This window comes from Prevotella melaninogenica (assembly GCF_018128065.1).
Classification (GTDB): Bacteria; Bacteroidota; Bacteroidia; order Bacteroidales; family Bacteroidaceae; genus Prevotella.
This window is the reverse complement of record NZ_CP072360.1, coordinates 1,353,067-1,368,233: the sequence shown is the minus strand read 5'-3', so window position 1 is coordinate 1,368,233 and position 15,167 is coordinate 1,353,067. Positions and strand designations below refer to the sequence as shown.

The 15,167-nt window shown below is 39.9% G+C and carries 18 protein-coding genes and 1 CRISPR repeat array; of the genes, 7 read left to right on the top strand and 11 right to left on the bottom strand.

Translation table 11 applies throughout. The annotated features are described in order from the left end of the window. Window positions 1–169: 169 nt before the first annotated feature. The 6 genes from serS to J5A56_RS11375 form a co-directional block, all read right to left on the bottom strand. The gene (gene serS / locus J5A56_RS11400) at window positions 170–1,459 is read right to left on the bottom strand and encodes a serine--tRNA ligase (RefSeq protein WP_021670765.1); all 1,290 of its coding nucleotides are present in this window, start codon (window positions 1,457–1,459) and stop codon (window positions 170–172) included. Window positions 1,460–1,685: 226 nt separating this feature from the next. Then, entirely contained in the window at window positions 1,686–2,306 is a 621-nt protein-coding gene (locus J5A56_RS11395; protein ID WP_155945324.1) for a dual OB domain-containing protein, read from the bottom strand. 237 nt (window positions 2,307–2,543) lie between these two features. Continuing rightward, complete coding sequence (locus tag J5A56_RS11390; protein WP_021670762.1) at window positions 2,544–3,032, bottom strand: DUF488 domain-containing protein; 489 nt, start codon at window positions 3,030–3,032, stop codon at window positions 2,544–2,546. Next, window positions 3,025–3,606, bottom strand: a complete 582-nt coding sequence (locus J5A56_RS11385) for a DUF488 domain-containing protein (protein ID WP_196801642.1) — start codon at window positions 3,604–3,606, stop codon at window positions 3,025–3,027. Before J5A56_RS11385 ends, J5A56_RS11390 begins: the two co-directional genes overlap by 8 nt. 606 nt (window positions 3,607–4,212) lie before the next feature. Then, window positions 4,213–5,839: direct repeats of the CRISPR family, unit length 37 nt; unit sequence GTCTTAATCCTTGTTTTAATGGAAGATACTCTCGGAG. Between the two features lie 197 nt (window positions 5,840–6,036). Next, window positions 6,037–6,507 carry a CRISPR-associated endonuclease Cas2 gene (gene cas2 / locus J5A56_RS11380; RefSeq protein ID WP_021670756.1) on the bottom strand — a complete coding sequence of 157 codons (471 nt, stop codon included), beginning with the start codon at window positions 6,505–6,507 and terminating at the stop codon, window positions 6,037–6,039. A 245-nt stretch (window positions 6,508–6,752) separates the two neighbouring features. Further along, window positions 6,753–7,769, bottom strand: a complete 1,017-nt coding sequence (locus J5A56_RS11375) for a CRISPR-associated primase-polymerase type B (RefSeq protein ID WP_021670755.1) — start codon at window positions 7,767–7,769, stop codon at window positions 6,753–6,755. A 638-nt stretch (window positions 7,770–8,407) separates the two neighbouring features. Between J5A56_RS11375 and J5A56_RS11370 the strand changes: the two genes are divergently transcribed. The 7 genes from J5A56_RS11370 to J5A56_RS11340 are packed head-to-tail and all read left to right on the top strand — an operon-like array spanning window position 8,408 to window position 11,636. Continuing rightward, entirely contained in the window at window positions 8,408–8,617 is a 210-nt protein-coding gene (locus tag J5A56_RS11370; protein ID WP_004366574.1) for a hypothetical protein, read from the top strand. A 12-nt stretch (window positions 8,618–8,629) separates the two neighbouring features. Beyond that, complete coding sequence (locus J5A56_RS11365; RefSeq protein ID WP_004332867.1) at window positions 8,630–8,848, top strand: hypothetical protein; 219 nt, start codon at window positions 8,630–8,632, stop codon at window positions 8,846–8,848. A gap of 12 nt (window positions 8,849–8,860) precedes the next feature. Further along, window positions 8,861–9,277 carry a PcfK-like family protein gene (locus tag J5A56_RS11360; RefSeq protein WP_004365304.1) on the top strand — a complete coding sequence of 139 codons (417 nt, stop codon included), beginning with the start codon at window positions 8,861–8,863 and terminating at the stop codon, window positions 9,275–9,277. 21 nt (window positions 9,278–9,298) lie between these two features. Next, the gene (locus J5A56_RS11355) at window positions 9,299–9,829 is read left to right on the top strand and encodes an antirestriction protein ArdA (protein ID WP_021670563.1); all 531 of its coding nucleotides are present in this window, start codon (window positions 9,299–9,301) and stop codon (window positions 9,827–9,829) included. A 16-nt stretch (window positions 9,830–9,845) separates the two neighbouring features. Further along, window positions 9,846–11,120: a PcfJ domain-containing protein gene (locus J5A56_RS11350; protein ID WP_021670562.1), complete on the top strand. Its 1,275-nt coding sequence runs from the start codon at window positions 9,846–9,848 to the stop codon at window positions 11,118–11,120. A gap of 26 nt (window positions 11,121–11,146) precedes the next feature. Further along, entirely contained in the window at window positions 11,147–11,401 is a 255-nt protein-coding gene (locus J5A56_RS11345) for a hypothetical protein (RefSeq protein ID WP_021670561.1), read from the top strand. A 4-nt stretch (window positions 11,402–11,405) separates the two neighbouring features. Beyond that, window positions 11,406–11,636, top strand: coding sequence for a hypothetical protein (locus J5A56_RS11340; RefSeq protein WP_021670560.1), 231 nt, complete (start codon window positions 11,406–11,408; stop codon window positions 11,634–11,636). Between the two features lie 138 nt (window positions 11,637–11,774). Here the strand turns inward: J5A56_RS11340 and J5A56_RS13610 are convergent, their stop codons facing one another. From J5A56_RS13610 to J5A56_RS11320, 5 genes are all read right to left on the bottom strand, one after another. Then, complete coding sequence (locus J5A56_RS13610; protein WP_249112099.1) at window positions 11,775–12,311, bottom strand: hypothetical protein; 537 nt, start codon at window positions 12,309–12,311, stop codon at window positions 11,775–11,777. Continuing rightward, window positions 12,272–13,216 (bottom strand): caspase family protein, encoded by a 945-nt coding sequence (locus J5A56_RS11335; RefSeq protein ID WP_249112098.1) that lies wholly within the window; start codon window positions 13,214–13,216, stop codon window positions 12,272–12,274. Before J5A56_RS11335 ends, J5A56_RS13610 begins: the two co-directional genes overlap by 40 nt. Further along, a complete protein-coding gene (locus J5A56_RS11330; protein WP_021670558.1) occupies window positions 13,213–14,091 on the bottom strand; it encodes a hypothetical protein in 879 nt (292 codons plus the stop codon). The genes J5A56_RS11335 and J5A56_RS11330 overlap by 4 nt, the downstream gene beginning before the upstream one ends. A gap of 115 nt (window positions 14,092–14,206) precedes the next feature. Continuing rightward, window positions 14,207–14,722, bottom strand: a complete 516-nt coding sequence (locus J5A56_RS11325) for a glycoside hydrolase family protein (protein WP_021670557.1) — start codon at window positions 14,720–14,722, stop codon at window positions 14,207–14,209. Next, window positions 14,706–15,167 (bottom strand): DUF3872 domain-containing protein, encoded by a 462-nt coding sequence (locus J5A56_RS11320; RefSeq protein WP_021670556.1) that lies wholly within the window; start codon window positions 15,165–15,167, stop codon window positions 14,706–14,708. Before J5A56_RS11320 ends, J5A56_RS11325 begins: the two co-directional genes overlap by 17 nt.

Genomic DNA, 15,167 nt, shown 5'->3' with positions numbered 1-15,167 from the left:
GAGTGGTAATAGATATTAGAAGTTCTGACCCTATATTCCCTTTATACAATGGGTGTTATCCAATGTAAAGAGAAAGGTGAAAGATTGAATAGGGTAAGTAACTTTTGTTGTTTTTATTAGTTGTTCGCAGTAATGCTGCCCCTCCTTTTTATACGGAGGGGCAGTATTCTTAGTCCATCTTGTCGTCGAGCATCTCGAAACCACAGTAAGGAACGAGCACCTTTGGTACACGGATACCCTCCGGGGTCTGGTTGTTCTCGATGATAGCTGCAACGATACGTGGCAGAGCAAGTGCTGAACCGTTCAGCGTGTGGCAGAGTTCAATCTTCTTGTCCTCCGCATGACGGAAGCGACAATGTAGACGATTAGCCTGATAGCTTTCGAAGTTTGATACGCTCGATACCTCTAACCAACGCTCTTGAGCAGCACTCCACACCTCGAAGTCATAACAGATAGCTGATGTAAAACTCATGTCACCACCACAAAGACGGAGGATGTGGTAAGGGAGTTCCAACTTCTTCAACAATCCTTCTACGTGCACAAGCATCTCGTCTAATGATTCGTAAGAATGTTCTGGTTTGTCAATACGTACAATCTCAACCTTGTCAAACTGGTGCAAACGGTTCAAACCACGTACGTCTTTACCATAGCTACCTGCCTCACGACGGAAACAAGCTGAATAAGCACAACGCTTGATAGGTAGGTCTTGTTCGTTGAGAATCTCATCACGGAAGATGTTGGTTACAGGAACTTCTGCTGTTGGGATGAGATAGAGGTCGTCAAGGTTGGCGTGATACATCTGTCCCTCTTTGTCTGGCAGCTGACCTGTTGCCTGACCAGAGTCTTGATTTACTACCAATGGTGGCTGTACCTCCAAGTATCCACTCTTACGGGCTTCGTCAAGGAAGAAAGCCTCTAAAGCACGCTGGAAGCGAGCCATCTTACCGATATAGAGTGGGAAGCCAGCACCTGTAATTTTCACACCAAGGTCGAAGTCTACTAAATTAAACTTCTTCAGCAAGTCCCAGTGGCACAATGCGTCAGCAGGTAGGTTAGGTTTCTCACCACCTTCTTTTACAACGACATTGTCAGAAGCATCCTTACCTTCTGGTACCTGATCATTAGGGATATTAGGAATGGTTAGCAACACATCTGTCATGTCTTTCTGTGCCTTCTCCATAATCTCATGGAGAGCCTTGTCAGAAGACTTTAAGAGTGCTACCTCCTCCTTTATCTTGTTAGCTTCGTCTTTCTTTCCTTCTTTCATCAGTCCGCCAATCTGCTTCGAGAGTTGGTTTTGCTGTTGCTTGTTTGAGTCAAGCTTCTGCTGAGTCTCACGACGCAAGTGGTCATATTCCAATACTTTCTCAATTGCTTCACGTGCACCATTGAAGTGTTTCTTCTCCAATCCTTTGATGACGCGTTCAGTTTCTTCACTGATGAGCTTTAATGTAAGCATAACGTTCTAATCTTTATTTTAATTTATTTCTGAGAGCAAAGTTACAAAAAAACTTCTATATCTCAATAACATTTACCTTACTTATTTAAGCATTGACTTACACGGCTAAAAGGCTTTCACTTTTTAAAATAATAGAATTAATGATTACAAAAGACAAAGTCGTGACTGATGATTTGTATGGTGTGCATATTTTTGCGTAGTTTCGTTTTCTTTATTCTTTTTCTGTCTAGTACCAGCCAGAAAGCTGTAGATAGCACCTATCTTCGAGATTTGGGTCTTTTGACCACCAATTTGCTAGAGACATTCTAATCATTGTTCCTTGTGGGATAATCTCTAAAGGTTCTTGAAAACCAACGTATTTAATTTTGTAATCTCCATAGCGATAGTATATTTTGTGTCCTGTATCAAAGGTGTATACTTTTTTAATTAAATCTTTATCTGCAATCCAGAACTCTACACTATGGTCTGGTGTGTCTTTATCAGTGATATAAGCCGTGGGGTAATGACTATTTTCAAAAGTGAGTTTATAGTCAAAGAGTTCCATAATACTTCCTTTTGTTATATGGCAGTTGTTTGTCACAAAAGTTGTAAGGTCTTTCATGCTAATCTGTCCAATACGCCTATGAGGAGTAACTTGTTTATCTTCTATATGTGGTTGTTGTCTTGCGTTCCATGCTTTTTTTACATCCATTTCCCACCTTTCGCCAACTTGGTAGGGTGCGTCATCCTTAAGACAAGCCCCCTTATGATCATGGATGCGGATAAATTCACAAGTATTCTCTATGATTCCACTTACACAAACTCCTTTAGCCATGCGTGTCCTTGACACGATTAATACTGTTTCCATAATGAATTAATTCGTTTCTTTTATGAATTAGTTGAATAGATTTATAGGTGATAAATTTGATGGCTTGTCTGCTGCACGCAATCGTGTCAGTTAGCTTATGTCTGTTAAAATCAGCTTTTTCAGCCCTTTTCTTTGTAGCTTATCTTGTTCCCTTGGGTAAAAACAGAACATGACATTTAAAGATTAAACATTATCACTTAAGAATTTAGGTGTTAAATTTTAGTCATATGCAGAAAATTAAAGATGTTTAATTTGTAGTCCAAACTTATTATGTAAGTCAGTTGCAACTAAGGAACGATGGCATGCGAATGGACTTTCTTCTACACAGAATAAGGCAATTTTCTTACAATTCATTTTTTGCAGGGAATTCAATAATGGTTTATAGTTGAAATCACGTAGGATAAGCTGCTTGTAAGCCATTCTGAATGTAAGTCCCAATTCTTTACGATCTTTTTTCTGTTCTTTTTTTAGGGCATCTTCAGCATGTTGTTTCTCTCTTATTTCAGTTGTTGGTGCCAGTTCTTTTGCATATACATAGTTGATTCCCAACTGTGTAAGTTTTTCTTGTAAATAACGGATGTTGACATAGCTGTATTTACTACCTCTTACTCCACGGCGTTGTCTTATGTCGCAGAATACATCAATTTTGTTGTCTGTTAGCTTATTGAAGAATGATTCTTCTGTGGAAGCATAGACCCCGATTGTGTAGATTTCAAAGTCATACATATTGTTTTCTTGATGTTAGGTGAATATCGGTGTTGTCTTGAAAAATGTTATTGAAATTGTTATTATTATTTAGAATTTCATTCATAACCATTGTTTGACCTTTTAGAATAATTTCTCCGCGTTTGGTTAGGTAAATGTGTTGTAAGTTGATACCTTGCTTTTGGAGTTCTACACCAATTAGTTTTGTTCGGTGGCACATATTCGGATTTGCCTCACTACACATGATACAAGTCTTGAATTTCTTATTATTAGCTTTTATGAGTCTCCTCAAGCCTTCCTGAAAGAAATCCATTTTCGCTAATTTTTCGTAATCAATGCGGTCGTCTGTATAGCAGGGGAATTTCTTATCTGGCAGTCCCCCAATGAGGTTGCCCATATACCCATATTTAATATTATTGGTTTCATTGATAGAATGTTGTAGTGCCTCCTTATTGAACCATGGGTAGAATTTAGAATAAGGTTTTGATCGAATATCAATAAGATACTCAATGTTAAATTGATTCAGTTCAGCGATAAACTCTTCAAGGCTTTTGTTTCCATGCCCGATAGAGTATAAATATGATAGTTCTTCCATAGTCATATTCTTTTGTGCAAACTTACATAAAATCATTGAATTATTTATCTGGCAAGGCATAAAAATCTTGCGATATAATGATTTTTAACCGTCCACTTTAATAATCCTTGTTTTATGTTTTAATGGAAGTTCTCTTAGAGTTTAGAGTCAAGGTTGTTGCTATAAGGCGTGTGTTTAACAAGGTCTTAATCCTTGTTTTAATGGAAATTACTCTCGGTGTTTTAATTTTTAGTTTATAATTTTAGTTGTCTTAATCCTTGTGTACACAAAAAGCTAATTATAAAAAAGTTCTTCCACACTATCGGGTAATAAGTATTCCCAAAGAAGAAAGATATTTGTTACATAAAACAACAGAAAGTTTTATTTCCGTTTTGCTGTCACGTTTAACATTTAATTTATCTTACTGTAATATAGTAAGTTAATAACCTACTACAAATGACAGGAATGACAGGAAATCAAGTTTGGGGTAATTCTGTAAAACGAAATCGGCTAAATGGTATAGATACTTTTGGGCTCTTTCGAAATGCAGAGTGATGAAGTAAGTTTCCCTATGTAATAGGACACACAGAACCCAATAAAGATGATGATTTATGGGCAGGCTGGTATGTCTTAATCCTTGTTTTAATGGAAGATACTCTCGGAGGTAACAAGACAGAGGGACTTGTTCAGTATAATGTTGTGCGGTCTTAATCCTTGTTTTAATGGAAGATACTCTCGGAGCTATCGGCATAGCAAGTAAGGAGAACAGAAACGGGTCTTAATCCTTGTTTTAATGGAAGATACTCTCGGAGACAGACTATATTGAAGACTCTGATTATAACGATGGTCTTAATCCTTGTTTTAATGGAAGATACTCTCGGAGAATGTACAATTAGAACTATTATTTTTCATAGCTTGTCTTAATCCTTGTTTTAATGGAAGATACTCTCGGAGTCGCGTCCAGGATGCGAAAGACAGACGTTACTGGGTCTTAATCCTTGTTTTAATGGAAGATACTCTCGGAGTTTGCCAAAATGGTTGTCGGAGACAATGGCAAAGTCTTAATCCTTGTTTTAATGGAAGATACTCTCGGAGCATCTGCAAAGACGCAGACGTTAAAAACTTCGAGTCTTAATCCTTGTTTTAATGGAAGATACTCTCGGAGTTTTTCAGTTACAGGTTACATCTGCAAAGACGTAGAGTCTTAATCCTTGTTTTAATGGAAGATACTCTCGGAGAGCATTTCAGAAGTACCATTTTTAAAGTAAAAATTAGTCTTAATCCTTGTTTTAATGGAAGATACTCTCGGAGCAAAACAGGTTACGTGAGTTCGAGTCTCACTTAGGTCTTAATCCTTGTTTTAATGGAAGATACTCTCGGAGGCATTGCAAACAACTAAAGTACTTGATAATATCTGTCTTAATCCTTGTTTTAATGGAAGATACTCTCGGAGAAACTAATTGGCAATGGTTTAAAGATAATAATTTGTCTTAATCCTTGTTTTAATGGAAGATACTCTCGGAGATTAAAAGAAATTCTTTTAGAAGAAGATGCTAGGAATGTCTTAATCCTTGTTTTAATGGAAGATACTCTCGGAGTTACACTTATGCTTACAATTAGAGAAACCATCTCAAGAGTCTTAATCCTTGTTTTAATGGAAGATACTCTCGGAGCATTATACAGCTAAATATCATAATCTTGAAATTAGTCTTAATCCTTGTTTTAATGGAAGATACTCTCGGAGCCAACAGAAATTACCATTTTTAGTAGCCGTAGATTTGTGTCTTAATTCTTGTTTTAATGGAAGATACTCTCGGAGAATACCAGCAGCTAACATAGGAATAGCTGCAATGTCTTAATTCTTGTTTTAATGGAAGATACTCTCGGAGTGTACGTATTAATTACTACAAGCGCTAAGAGAGTTGTCTTAATTCTTGTTTTAATGGAAGATACTCTCGGAGCAGAGTGCGATATATGGCAAGTAAAAGTAGTTCGTACTCGTCTTAATTCTTGTTTTAATGGAAGATACTCTCGGAGATCGCCTAAGAACACAGAAGGTACAGCATACGATGTCTTAATTCTTGTTTTAATGGAAGATACTCTCGGAGTTTGTGCTGCAAATTATGAAAAGAATGTTGTTGAACGTCTTAATTCTTGTTTTAATGGAAGATACTCTCGGAGCATTGCCACAAAGGTTACAGCTTGTATCAGGGATAAGTCTTAATTCTTGTTTTAATGGAAGATACTCTCGGAGAGCTAAGACTTATATTTCTTTGTTTATCGCTGTTTGAAGTGTATTTACTTTTGGCAGAACGCTTTAGTTAACATAAATTAACCACTTTGTTTGCGACTGCAAAGGTACAAATAATTATTCAAAATTTCAAAGATCGATGCGTTAAATATTCTTTAAGAGAGGTAATCTTACTGGAATATTACTTCTTATTTACCCTATTAAAAGAACAATGTATTACGCGAATGAGTGATAATATCTATATTGAGATCTTCACCGATAATCTTCATAGCTTGCAACTGATCAGTGGAGACGGGACATACGATGATGCTGTCATGATTGTCGTATAATGACTGTACTTCGGCAAGATCATTCTTGATTTGGTCATAAACGGTCTTGTCGAGGTCGGCAAGAAAGATGGATCGTTGTATGCGAGTACATCCTTTACGTTCCAAATATTTTGCAATATGATAGCGCACCTTGTTGCTTTCAATATCATACATAACGAAGAATAGCATATTAGTAGCGGGTCGAGCTGGTTTGTTTACTACTCCCAAGAGAAAGTCTACACGCCCTTGTAGAGTCTGCATATCGCTGAAATCACCCGTCCTTCGGTTGATGGGAGGTGAATTCTGTACGCCAGCTCTACAGAGTTTCCGTAGTATTTCTATGTAGGGGATAGTTTTTCGCATTATGTTTGTATTCGTTTAATTTGCAATTGATACTATCTAACGTTGGTGTATGTAGTCAGCACATAGCGTGTTAGTTGTTAACACCAATGGTGCTGACCATATACACCATGTGTGCTGGACGCTAACGTCAGTTGTGAATAGTCCGAGTCGGTTCATTGTTAATATTCAACTCCGATACATTTGTTCATGAATGGCGAAGTTCCAAGTAAGAAGTTTGCCAGATAGTACGATTGTTTCCTATCCTTTTATCTCTGCAAGAAACTTTTTACTAAGTCGGCAAGCAACTCATTCAGTTCTTCATTTGTTCCAAGTCTGGGAGATATGACGACGCTGAATCCACGTTTCCCATAAAAGAGATTTATCTCAGACTCATTTTGTCCAAGTCGTGCTCGGATTTTCTTGGCATATTGAATATTAATAATTTCAGTCACTTGTAATCCAGTTTCTTCTATAAAGAGTTTTAAGTCACCGATAATATCATTGAGTCGCTCTGGTACGTAGGCTGGTCGTTGTTCAACCTGCGCTTGTGCTTTTGGATTGAGTTGCATTCTAATACGTGCCAGTACATCCTTATCGGGATCTTTCGGTAGGGGTGTCTTTTCTTCCTCGCTCTTCTTGGTGACTTTATCATGTTCATCTTGTTCATGTTTCATTTTGAAGAGAGAGTCGGGATTTGTTTCGTCAATATAGGCTTTTATATCAACGGGTGTTGGGTTGGGGTTGAAATAGGCATCAGGGTCTATGCTAACGAAGCATGCCCGTGCAACATCAGACGTTCTGCTATCGGCTACTTGTGTAAGATTATGACGCATAGCAAAAGTTGCTGCAAAAGCCTTATAGAAGATAGAATATAATCCAGCATCATAGCATCGTTCTTTCAGACGAAACATAACTTTTAGACCATCTTCACTTGGTGAGGTAAAACACATCATAACCTGTTCATCTTGGATGATATCGTTACGTATGGCTTTTAGTGACAGTTGTTTGGATGCCAGGTGGTCAAAGTCAAGAATAAAACTCTCCGTATAGGCGAAGTTCTCTTTTCTGCGGAAAGGTGGATTAAATTGTCCACAGACGAAATAAGGTAGCTTACGTTTTAGTTGTGCATAGCCTTTGGCATCCATGCTGTAGACTATACGTAGTTGCTGTATTGTAGCAGCAATAGAGGGTTTAGGATTGCGAAGACTGTTATAGAGATATTCTTCCTGTACCTTCTTTAGTTCGTCCGCCGCAGATTGTATGTTGGTTCCGAATAATAGCATATTGTTTTTGCATAAAATCTATCATTTAGGTCTAAGTAATTGGCTATGAACAGCCTTATGAGTTATGAAATGCAGTAGGTAATGATTTAGCGACCTATCTTCAACAGTGATATACAACGCTTTGCATAACTCGAATAACCTATTGCAAAGATAAAGGTATATCGTGAGAAAAAAGAATTTTCTCCAAATTATTTTCATAGAGCCGTCCGTTGGGGCGGCTTTTTGTTTTCCGTGTATTCCGTTTTTATGATAAGATGCAGTCTCGAAAACTGCGTTTTTTGTTTTCGCCCCGCTTCTCCGTCTGCACATCCTCCACTTATGCCCGTGTATTATGTCGGGATCGGTTGTTCGTTGTCAGCGGCAAAGGTAGTTCCGGGCTTCCACGGACAAAAAAGGTCGGGGCGGCAAGCCGTTTAGACGACAATCTCCACACTTCCATTTCATTGCAGGTAGTATTCTCGCCATAAAACCTTGTTTGTCCTAAGCCCTACCTTTTTACGCCACTGAAACGAAAACGACCGACCCGACGGAAAGACGCATAAAAAAAATGTCGGATATGCGAGAAGCAGGGAAAAAGAAAATGGAAACTCAACTCCCTCACCTCTAAAATCCGCATAAAATCAAAAAAATCAGACAAGATGAAACTGAGATACAAAATATCAATTTGGGTGGTACTTGCACTCGCAGGCTCTCTCCTTTGTGGCGGAAGCGTCTGGCTTTGGCTGGCATGGATATGTGTGGGAAAACTCCTCATTCGGCTACTCCTTACCATTGCTTTGGCAATCGCCGCATACATTTTGGCTTATGCCCTCATCATCGGGACAATACTTTGGATACTCATTTCTTAAACAGACAGATATATGAAAAGAAGAAGCAAGACAATCGCACAGCAATGCAGATACTACGAAGTGGACAACATCTTCGAGTATATGGTATCGGTTTACCTCAACGGAAACATATCCACCTTTGGGGAACTATACAAGGAACTCTATCGGAAGGACAGAAAGGAATTTATACTCTATCTCTTTTCAGAAGTTGAACCTATTCATATCCAAGAAATCATTTTAGAAACCATCTAACTATATAAGACAATGAAAGGAACAGAACATTTCAAGGACGTTATCCAAAACTATTTGGAAACGAGAGCATCATACGATGAACTCTTTGCAGAGAGTTTCCGCAAGGAGAATAAAAACATAGACGAGTGCATTACCTACATCTTGACGGAAGTCCAAAGAATGGGGTGTGCAGGTCTGTCCGATGAGGAGGTATATTCCCTTGCCGTTCACTACTACGATGAGGATAACATCGAGGTGGGCAAGTCCATCAACTGCCAAGTCGTGGTAAACCATACTATCGAACTTACAGAGGAGGAAAAAGCAGAAGCACGGAAAAAGGCTATCGAGCGATACCAAGCAGAGGAATACCGCAAACTGACCGCCAAGAAACCAAAAGCGGAGAAGCAGGTGGAACAGCAGATAGCACAACCCTCATTATTCGAGTTTTAACCCTTGAACAACAAAAGAAAAATGGAAGCAAAGGATTTGAACGAAGCACGCATCTATGTAGGCACTTATGCCAAGTACAACAACGGCTCATTGCAGGGTGAATGGGTGGAACTTTCGGACTTCTACGACTTAGACGGCTTTATGGAGCGTTGTGCCGAGATATACGAGGATGAGGAAGAACCCGAATTTATGTTCCAAGCGTGGGAGGAAATCCCCGATGGTCTGATTGACGAGGGGCATTTGAAGGAAAACTTCTTTGAACTTCGGGACGAATTGGATAGACTGAACAACAGGGAGAAAGAAGCCTTTTGGAGATGGGTGGAGGGCAACAACACCCAACTCACACAAGACGCATACAGCCTTGTGAAGTCTTTCCAATCGGACTACATAGGAAGTTATGCAAGCAGGGAGGATTTTGCGGAGGAACTTGCAAAAATGGAGAATGAGTTATCCGATTTTGCACTGAATTACTTCGACTTCTCCAAATATGCCAATGACCTTTTCGATATGGACTTTTGGTACAAGGACGGTTATGTATTTCGCAATAACTGATTAAGGAGGACAGATTATGAAACCGAGAAACAAGTTCGAGAAAGCAGTACTTGCCGAGAGCAAGAACCTACGACCGATAACCAAGACACAGAGCAAATGGGCATTCCGTGAGTGTATAGACCATTTCGCCTACCGACTTCCCAAAGGTCGTATCACGTGTATGGATTGTGGGCATAGTTGGACAATAGAGAAGACAACCGAACATTGCACTTGCCCTCATTGTAGAGCAAAGTTGCAAGTCCGAACGACTTTTGAACGTAAGATAAGACAGAAGCAATACTTTACGATACTTACCACTTGTGGAGAGTACCAAGTATTAAGAATGTTCCTCCTCTCCGCAGAAATGGAGAAAGGATGCAAACCAACGTCCTACGTTATTGAAATCGGTCAGTATTGGTGGAGCGCACAAGGACGAAAGACGATTGTTGCCGTTCAGAGAGTATTGGGCAGATACATCGACACCTTTTCCTATTGCTCGCCTATGGCAGTGAGAAACGACAACGAAGCCTACCGCCATATATCATACTCTCCGATATATCCGAAGTTCAAGGCAACGGAAGCATTCCGCAGGAATGGATTTAAGAATGATTTTCACGACATCGCACCAACTGTTCTCATTCCAGCCCTATTGTCCGACAGCCGTGCGGAAACATTGATTAAAGCAGGTAGAGCCGAGCATCTGAAATACTTTCTTGACAATTCGAGGGCATTTGACGCTTGTTGGCAATCCTATAAAGTCGCCACTCGCAACGGCTATGACATAGAGGACATTTCAATATGGTGCGATTATGTGGATATGCTCCGCAGATTGGGCAAGGACATACACAGTCCGAAGTATGTTTGCCCCACCGACCTGCATAGGGAACACGACCGCAGACAACACGAACTCCGCAGACAAAGGGAAAGGGAAGAAAAGGAGAAGAGACGCAAAAAGGCAATGGAGGACGAGAAACGTTTTCACGAACTCAAATCAAAATTCTTCGGTATCCGTTTCACGGACGGCACAATCCAAGTCCACGTTTTGGAGAGCGTGCAGGAACATTTGGATGAGGGTGTGGCAATGCACCATTGTGTGTTCGACAATGCCTACTATCTCAAAGAGAACTCGCTTATCCTTTCGGCGACCATTGAGGGCAGACGGATAGAAACGATTGAAGTTAGTTTGGACACACTCAAAGTCGTGCAAAGCCGTGGCGTGTGCAACAAGAACACGGAGTATCACGAGCAGATAGTGAGCCTTGTCAATGCCAACCGCAAATTGATAAGGCAGAGAATGAGAGCGACAGCATAAGCAACAATCACCAAAACATCACAGATATGAAAGCAGAAATAGAAAGCATCGTATGTAATTGGGCGGACGAGATACCCAATATTCTTGTAAGAGTAATCAATGCCATTACTCTATCCGCCAATGAAGAGGAACTGAGGGCAGCCGTCAAGCGGATAGCCGAAGAAACGGAACTTGACAAGTTCTTTGCATACGGTTATGGCGCACACCATTTTTGGCTTACCCAGCGCAGGTTATCAAATGGAGAACCAAAGGAACACAGATTACTAATTGCTAAATTTTGAGAACATGAAGAAGAGAGTTTACAGAATACGGACGCAGTACATCTTCGAAGGAGTGTTTGAAGTGGTTGCCGAGAGCAGAGAGGATGCACGGCAAAAGGTCATTCAGGATTGCGGAATGGTGATGGATGGAAGCATTCACAGCACTCTTCCTGATGAGGAAATCAATTGGGCTTTCTCCACGCACCCCGATGTAAGGATGGGACGGATAACCGTTCAAGACAAACAGATGGAGTAATGCGGTCGGCAGATTTGCCGACCGCTCCTTTCTTTCGTGAGCTTCGGGCGGACAAAGAAAGGAGCAAAGAAACCCCGATGAAAACACCTCGTTACTTTTGACAGTGAGTTGAGACGGCTCAAAAGTAACAAAAAGCCATTACCAAGTTAAATCTTCATTAAACAGTTCTTTTGCAAAAGCTATATTCTGTAACGAAACATTGCTATGTATTTGAATCAAATCTTGCGGAGCTGTAAGCAAATTAGACAAACAAGATTTTACTCCTAACTCATTTATGCCATCATCACATCTGCGAGAGAAAGCTTTCGTTATATCTTTATTCTCTACATTAACTTTGTGTATAATTTGAATTGTTTCATCTCCAAATATTGTTGAGTTGTTTTTTTCTTCTGCACTGATGTCAATATCAATTGGCTCATCATGAATAGTAGGAATATAAAAGAGTTGTTCTTTATATGGTTGGAGAACATCCCCTATAAAGCCAAAAGATTTTGCAAATATTGGATTTTTCCGAAGAAAAAACACTCTGTCAAAATTATGTCTTTTTAGTTCATTCCGAAAATCTCCTTTACTATCAAAGTATATCTCGAACAGAATACCATTGAGTACATGATTTTCTCCATCTTTATTGTATTTTAATAGGTTATTCCCAAGGTTTTCAAAAAATCTTTGCACTTCCCACGCATAACCATTAGCTTGGTATAAATTGCGTCCCAAAATAAACTGTTGATTTTGTTGAGGTCAGAAGCAGGTATTCTGCGAACCTTTTCCATTGCAGGGTTTTGTCTATTCCAATCACAAGAACGGAGTTCCAAGATTAAATTGCCAAAAACATCGCCTCCATCAAACAGTGAGTCTTTAACGACAACTTCATCATAAGGGATTTCTACCGAATAAACCAATTGCCCAGTATTGAAAAAGAAATCCCCAATTAAAGACGTATGTTCCCATGGCGTTTGAGTTCCATTAGTTAGGTTATAGACCGTTTTTCTGACTTTCTTAAAAAGACTCTCAACAGATAATGTTTCCCTTCCTATATATTGCAATAAGGCACTTGTATACACACTATGACCATCTTGCCCATTCCCATCTTTCGCTCCTTCGTTTGGAGAGGTGGAAAAGGCAATAAGAGTTCCCTTGGGAGCCTGTACTTGTGCAAAAGAACTTGCAACTCCTCTATCAAAAGTTCTTCTACAGGCATCTATTATTACTATATTTACTTTTCCTGAATGTGTTTTGAGAATTCCTAAGACCTCTGTTAACCTAAGGCAGAATCTGTTTGCGTCATGTTTATTTACAGGGGGTATTTGATAGTCTATTGGTATTAAATAGTTTTCGCCTTCAAGTTCAAAGCCATGTCCTGCAAAGTAAAAGATAGAAGCATCGTAATCCTTTATCTGATCTTCAAAATCTGTTAGTATACGTGAGCAATCTTCTGACTTGATATTTAGTTCCTCACGAACATCATACCCAAGACGACGAAAGATCTTTGCTATCTCCGAGGCATCATTTACAGCACACTTTAGCTGAGCACCTTCAAAATAATCATTGTTCCCGATAACAAAAGCAATTGTTTTCATCTTTTCTTGTTTTGAGTTATTTGAAATAATGCGGCCTTCAGTACTTGAAAGCAAATTTTTGCGGTATTTTCATCTGGGGAAAAATGCTCTGACATCTGCTGAAATGGATGAATATAATTTCTAAAATCTCGCAATGAGTGACTGAATTTCTTGACATCCTCTCTTAGGAAACCAACCTCACAAGATACGTCAATAAGATTACTAAGTGTCCATTCATGAAACGGCCGAATCTTTCCCGTTTTGTTATCTCTTGGAGCAGATTTAGCTTGATTATACATTGCTGGATTATTTTGAGCTAATCCCAACAAAACACCCTCTAATGTACTTCCAGAAAGGAATATTACAGATAAAGCAGCTTTTGCAGATAAACAAGTTTTGATTTCGCTGATACGTGCTGCTATATAGGGTAGCACATAATTGTCTATAGGGAGACTTTCAATTGAAATATCTGTAAATTCCGCATTTAGGAATTCTGCTTCCGTATTATTTACGATGCGTTCTTTCTCCTTTTCCTTGTCAATATCTACCCCTGTTGCTTTTGAAAAAGTTATTTCTCGACCTTTACGTATAACATTCCACCCATCAAAACAGAGGTATTGATTGAAGTCTGCTATAAAAGAATCTAATTCAGAGAATCTTCCGATAAAATTTACTGGCGCAAAAACATCCTTAATACATCTATCTAATTCGGGCTTTCCATTCAATGCACGTATTTTCTCCTCTGTGTATATCCATCTTGAGGGAAAGCCATTTCCATACACATCTCTAAATCCATATTGATTGAAAAAAGCAACAAGCTTAGAACCAGAACGATATTCTGTTTCTTCATTTATTAACTCTCTCAACTTTTCAATAGTCTTCTGCGATATAATCATTATCTTTTCTTATTAAGTTTGCAAAGTTACTCATTCATAGCGAGAAAGGCGAAGAAAACAACAGGAAAACGCCCCTTGCGAAGCATAAAAATATCGCAAGAGGCGTATTTGAAAATCAGGGTATATAAAACAGGACAAACTCTACTTTTCGTCGTTTGACAAGCCCCCTGAGGACTTTGCCCTTGTATCGGCAGAAAGAGACAAATTCATGGTAGAAATTCCTGTCGCCCGACTCTATCTTTCGCAGCAATTGGCTTTTGGGGTGTTTACCATATCCCAGCAACCTGCCCGTTCCAACGTTGTAGGACAGAACGGCAAGCAGCAGGGCATCCTTGCCGTAGTCCTTGAATATCATCAGACGCTTCATCAGGTCTACACGGAGCATAGAGTCCGCCTGCCGTTCCGTCATTGCTGCCGTGAAGTGTTCGCCCAGTAAGAGCTGATGCCCGTATCCGACATAGGGAGCGTCCTTGAGTCCGTGTAAGCCCTCGAAGTGTTTGATGCAGACAACGGCACGCTCGAACGGCGGTAGTGAAAAGAGAGCCTTTCCGCCCTCCTGAGCGGAAAGGCGGAAGCAGGATAGGCAAACAAGGCAGAACGATAAAACGAGAAGTTTACTTCTTGTCCCCATTCGTTTTCTCCTTTTCCTCGTCCTTTTGACTGTTAAACTCAAACGAGAGTTTTTCCGTCTGTCCGAAATTGTCCTCCACATACACATCTATCGTCTGCTGGTCAGAGGAAGCAGAGGTATAGTATAGCCTGAACACCTCTTTTGTAAGAGGGTAACGGTCATTGGGTTTGAACACCGTGCCGTCGTCCATCTTCAGCAGTCCCTTTCCATCAGGTTGAAAGTATCTAATGGTATAGCGTGCGTCTTCAAACCGTCCCTGCCGTTTGAGCGTACAGCGTATCTCCGCCGTCTGTCCCTTGACGATGTGCTTCTGCACCGGCATCGTCTCTACCGTGAAGGGGTACGCCTGCTGAATATCCAACTCGTGATTACAAGCAGATAGACAAAACCCGGCGAGGACAAGCACTCCCATTACCCAAATCGTATTCAATATTTTCTTTTTCAT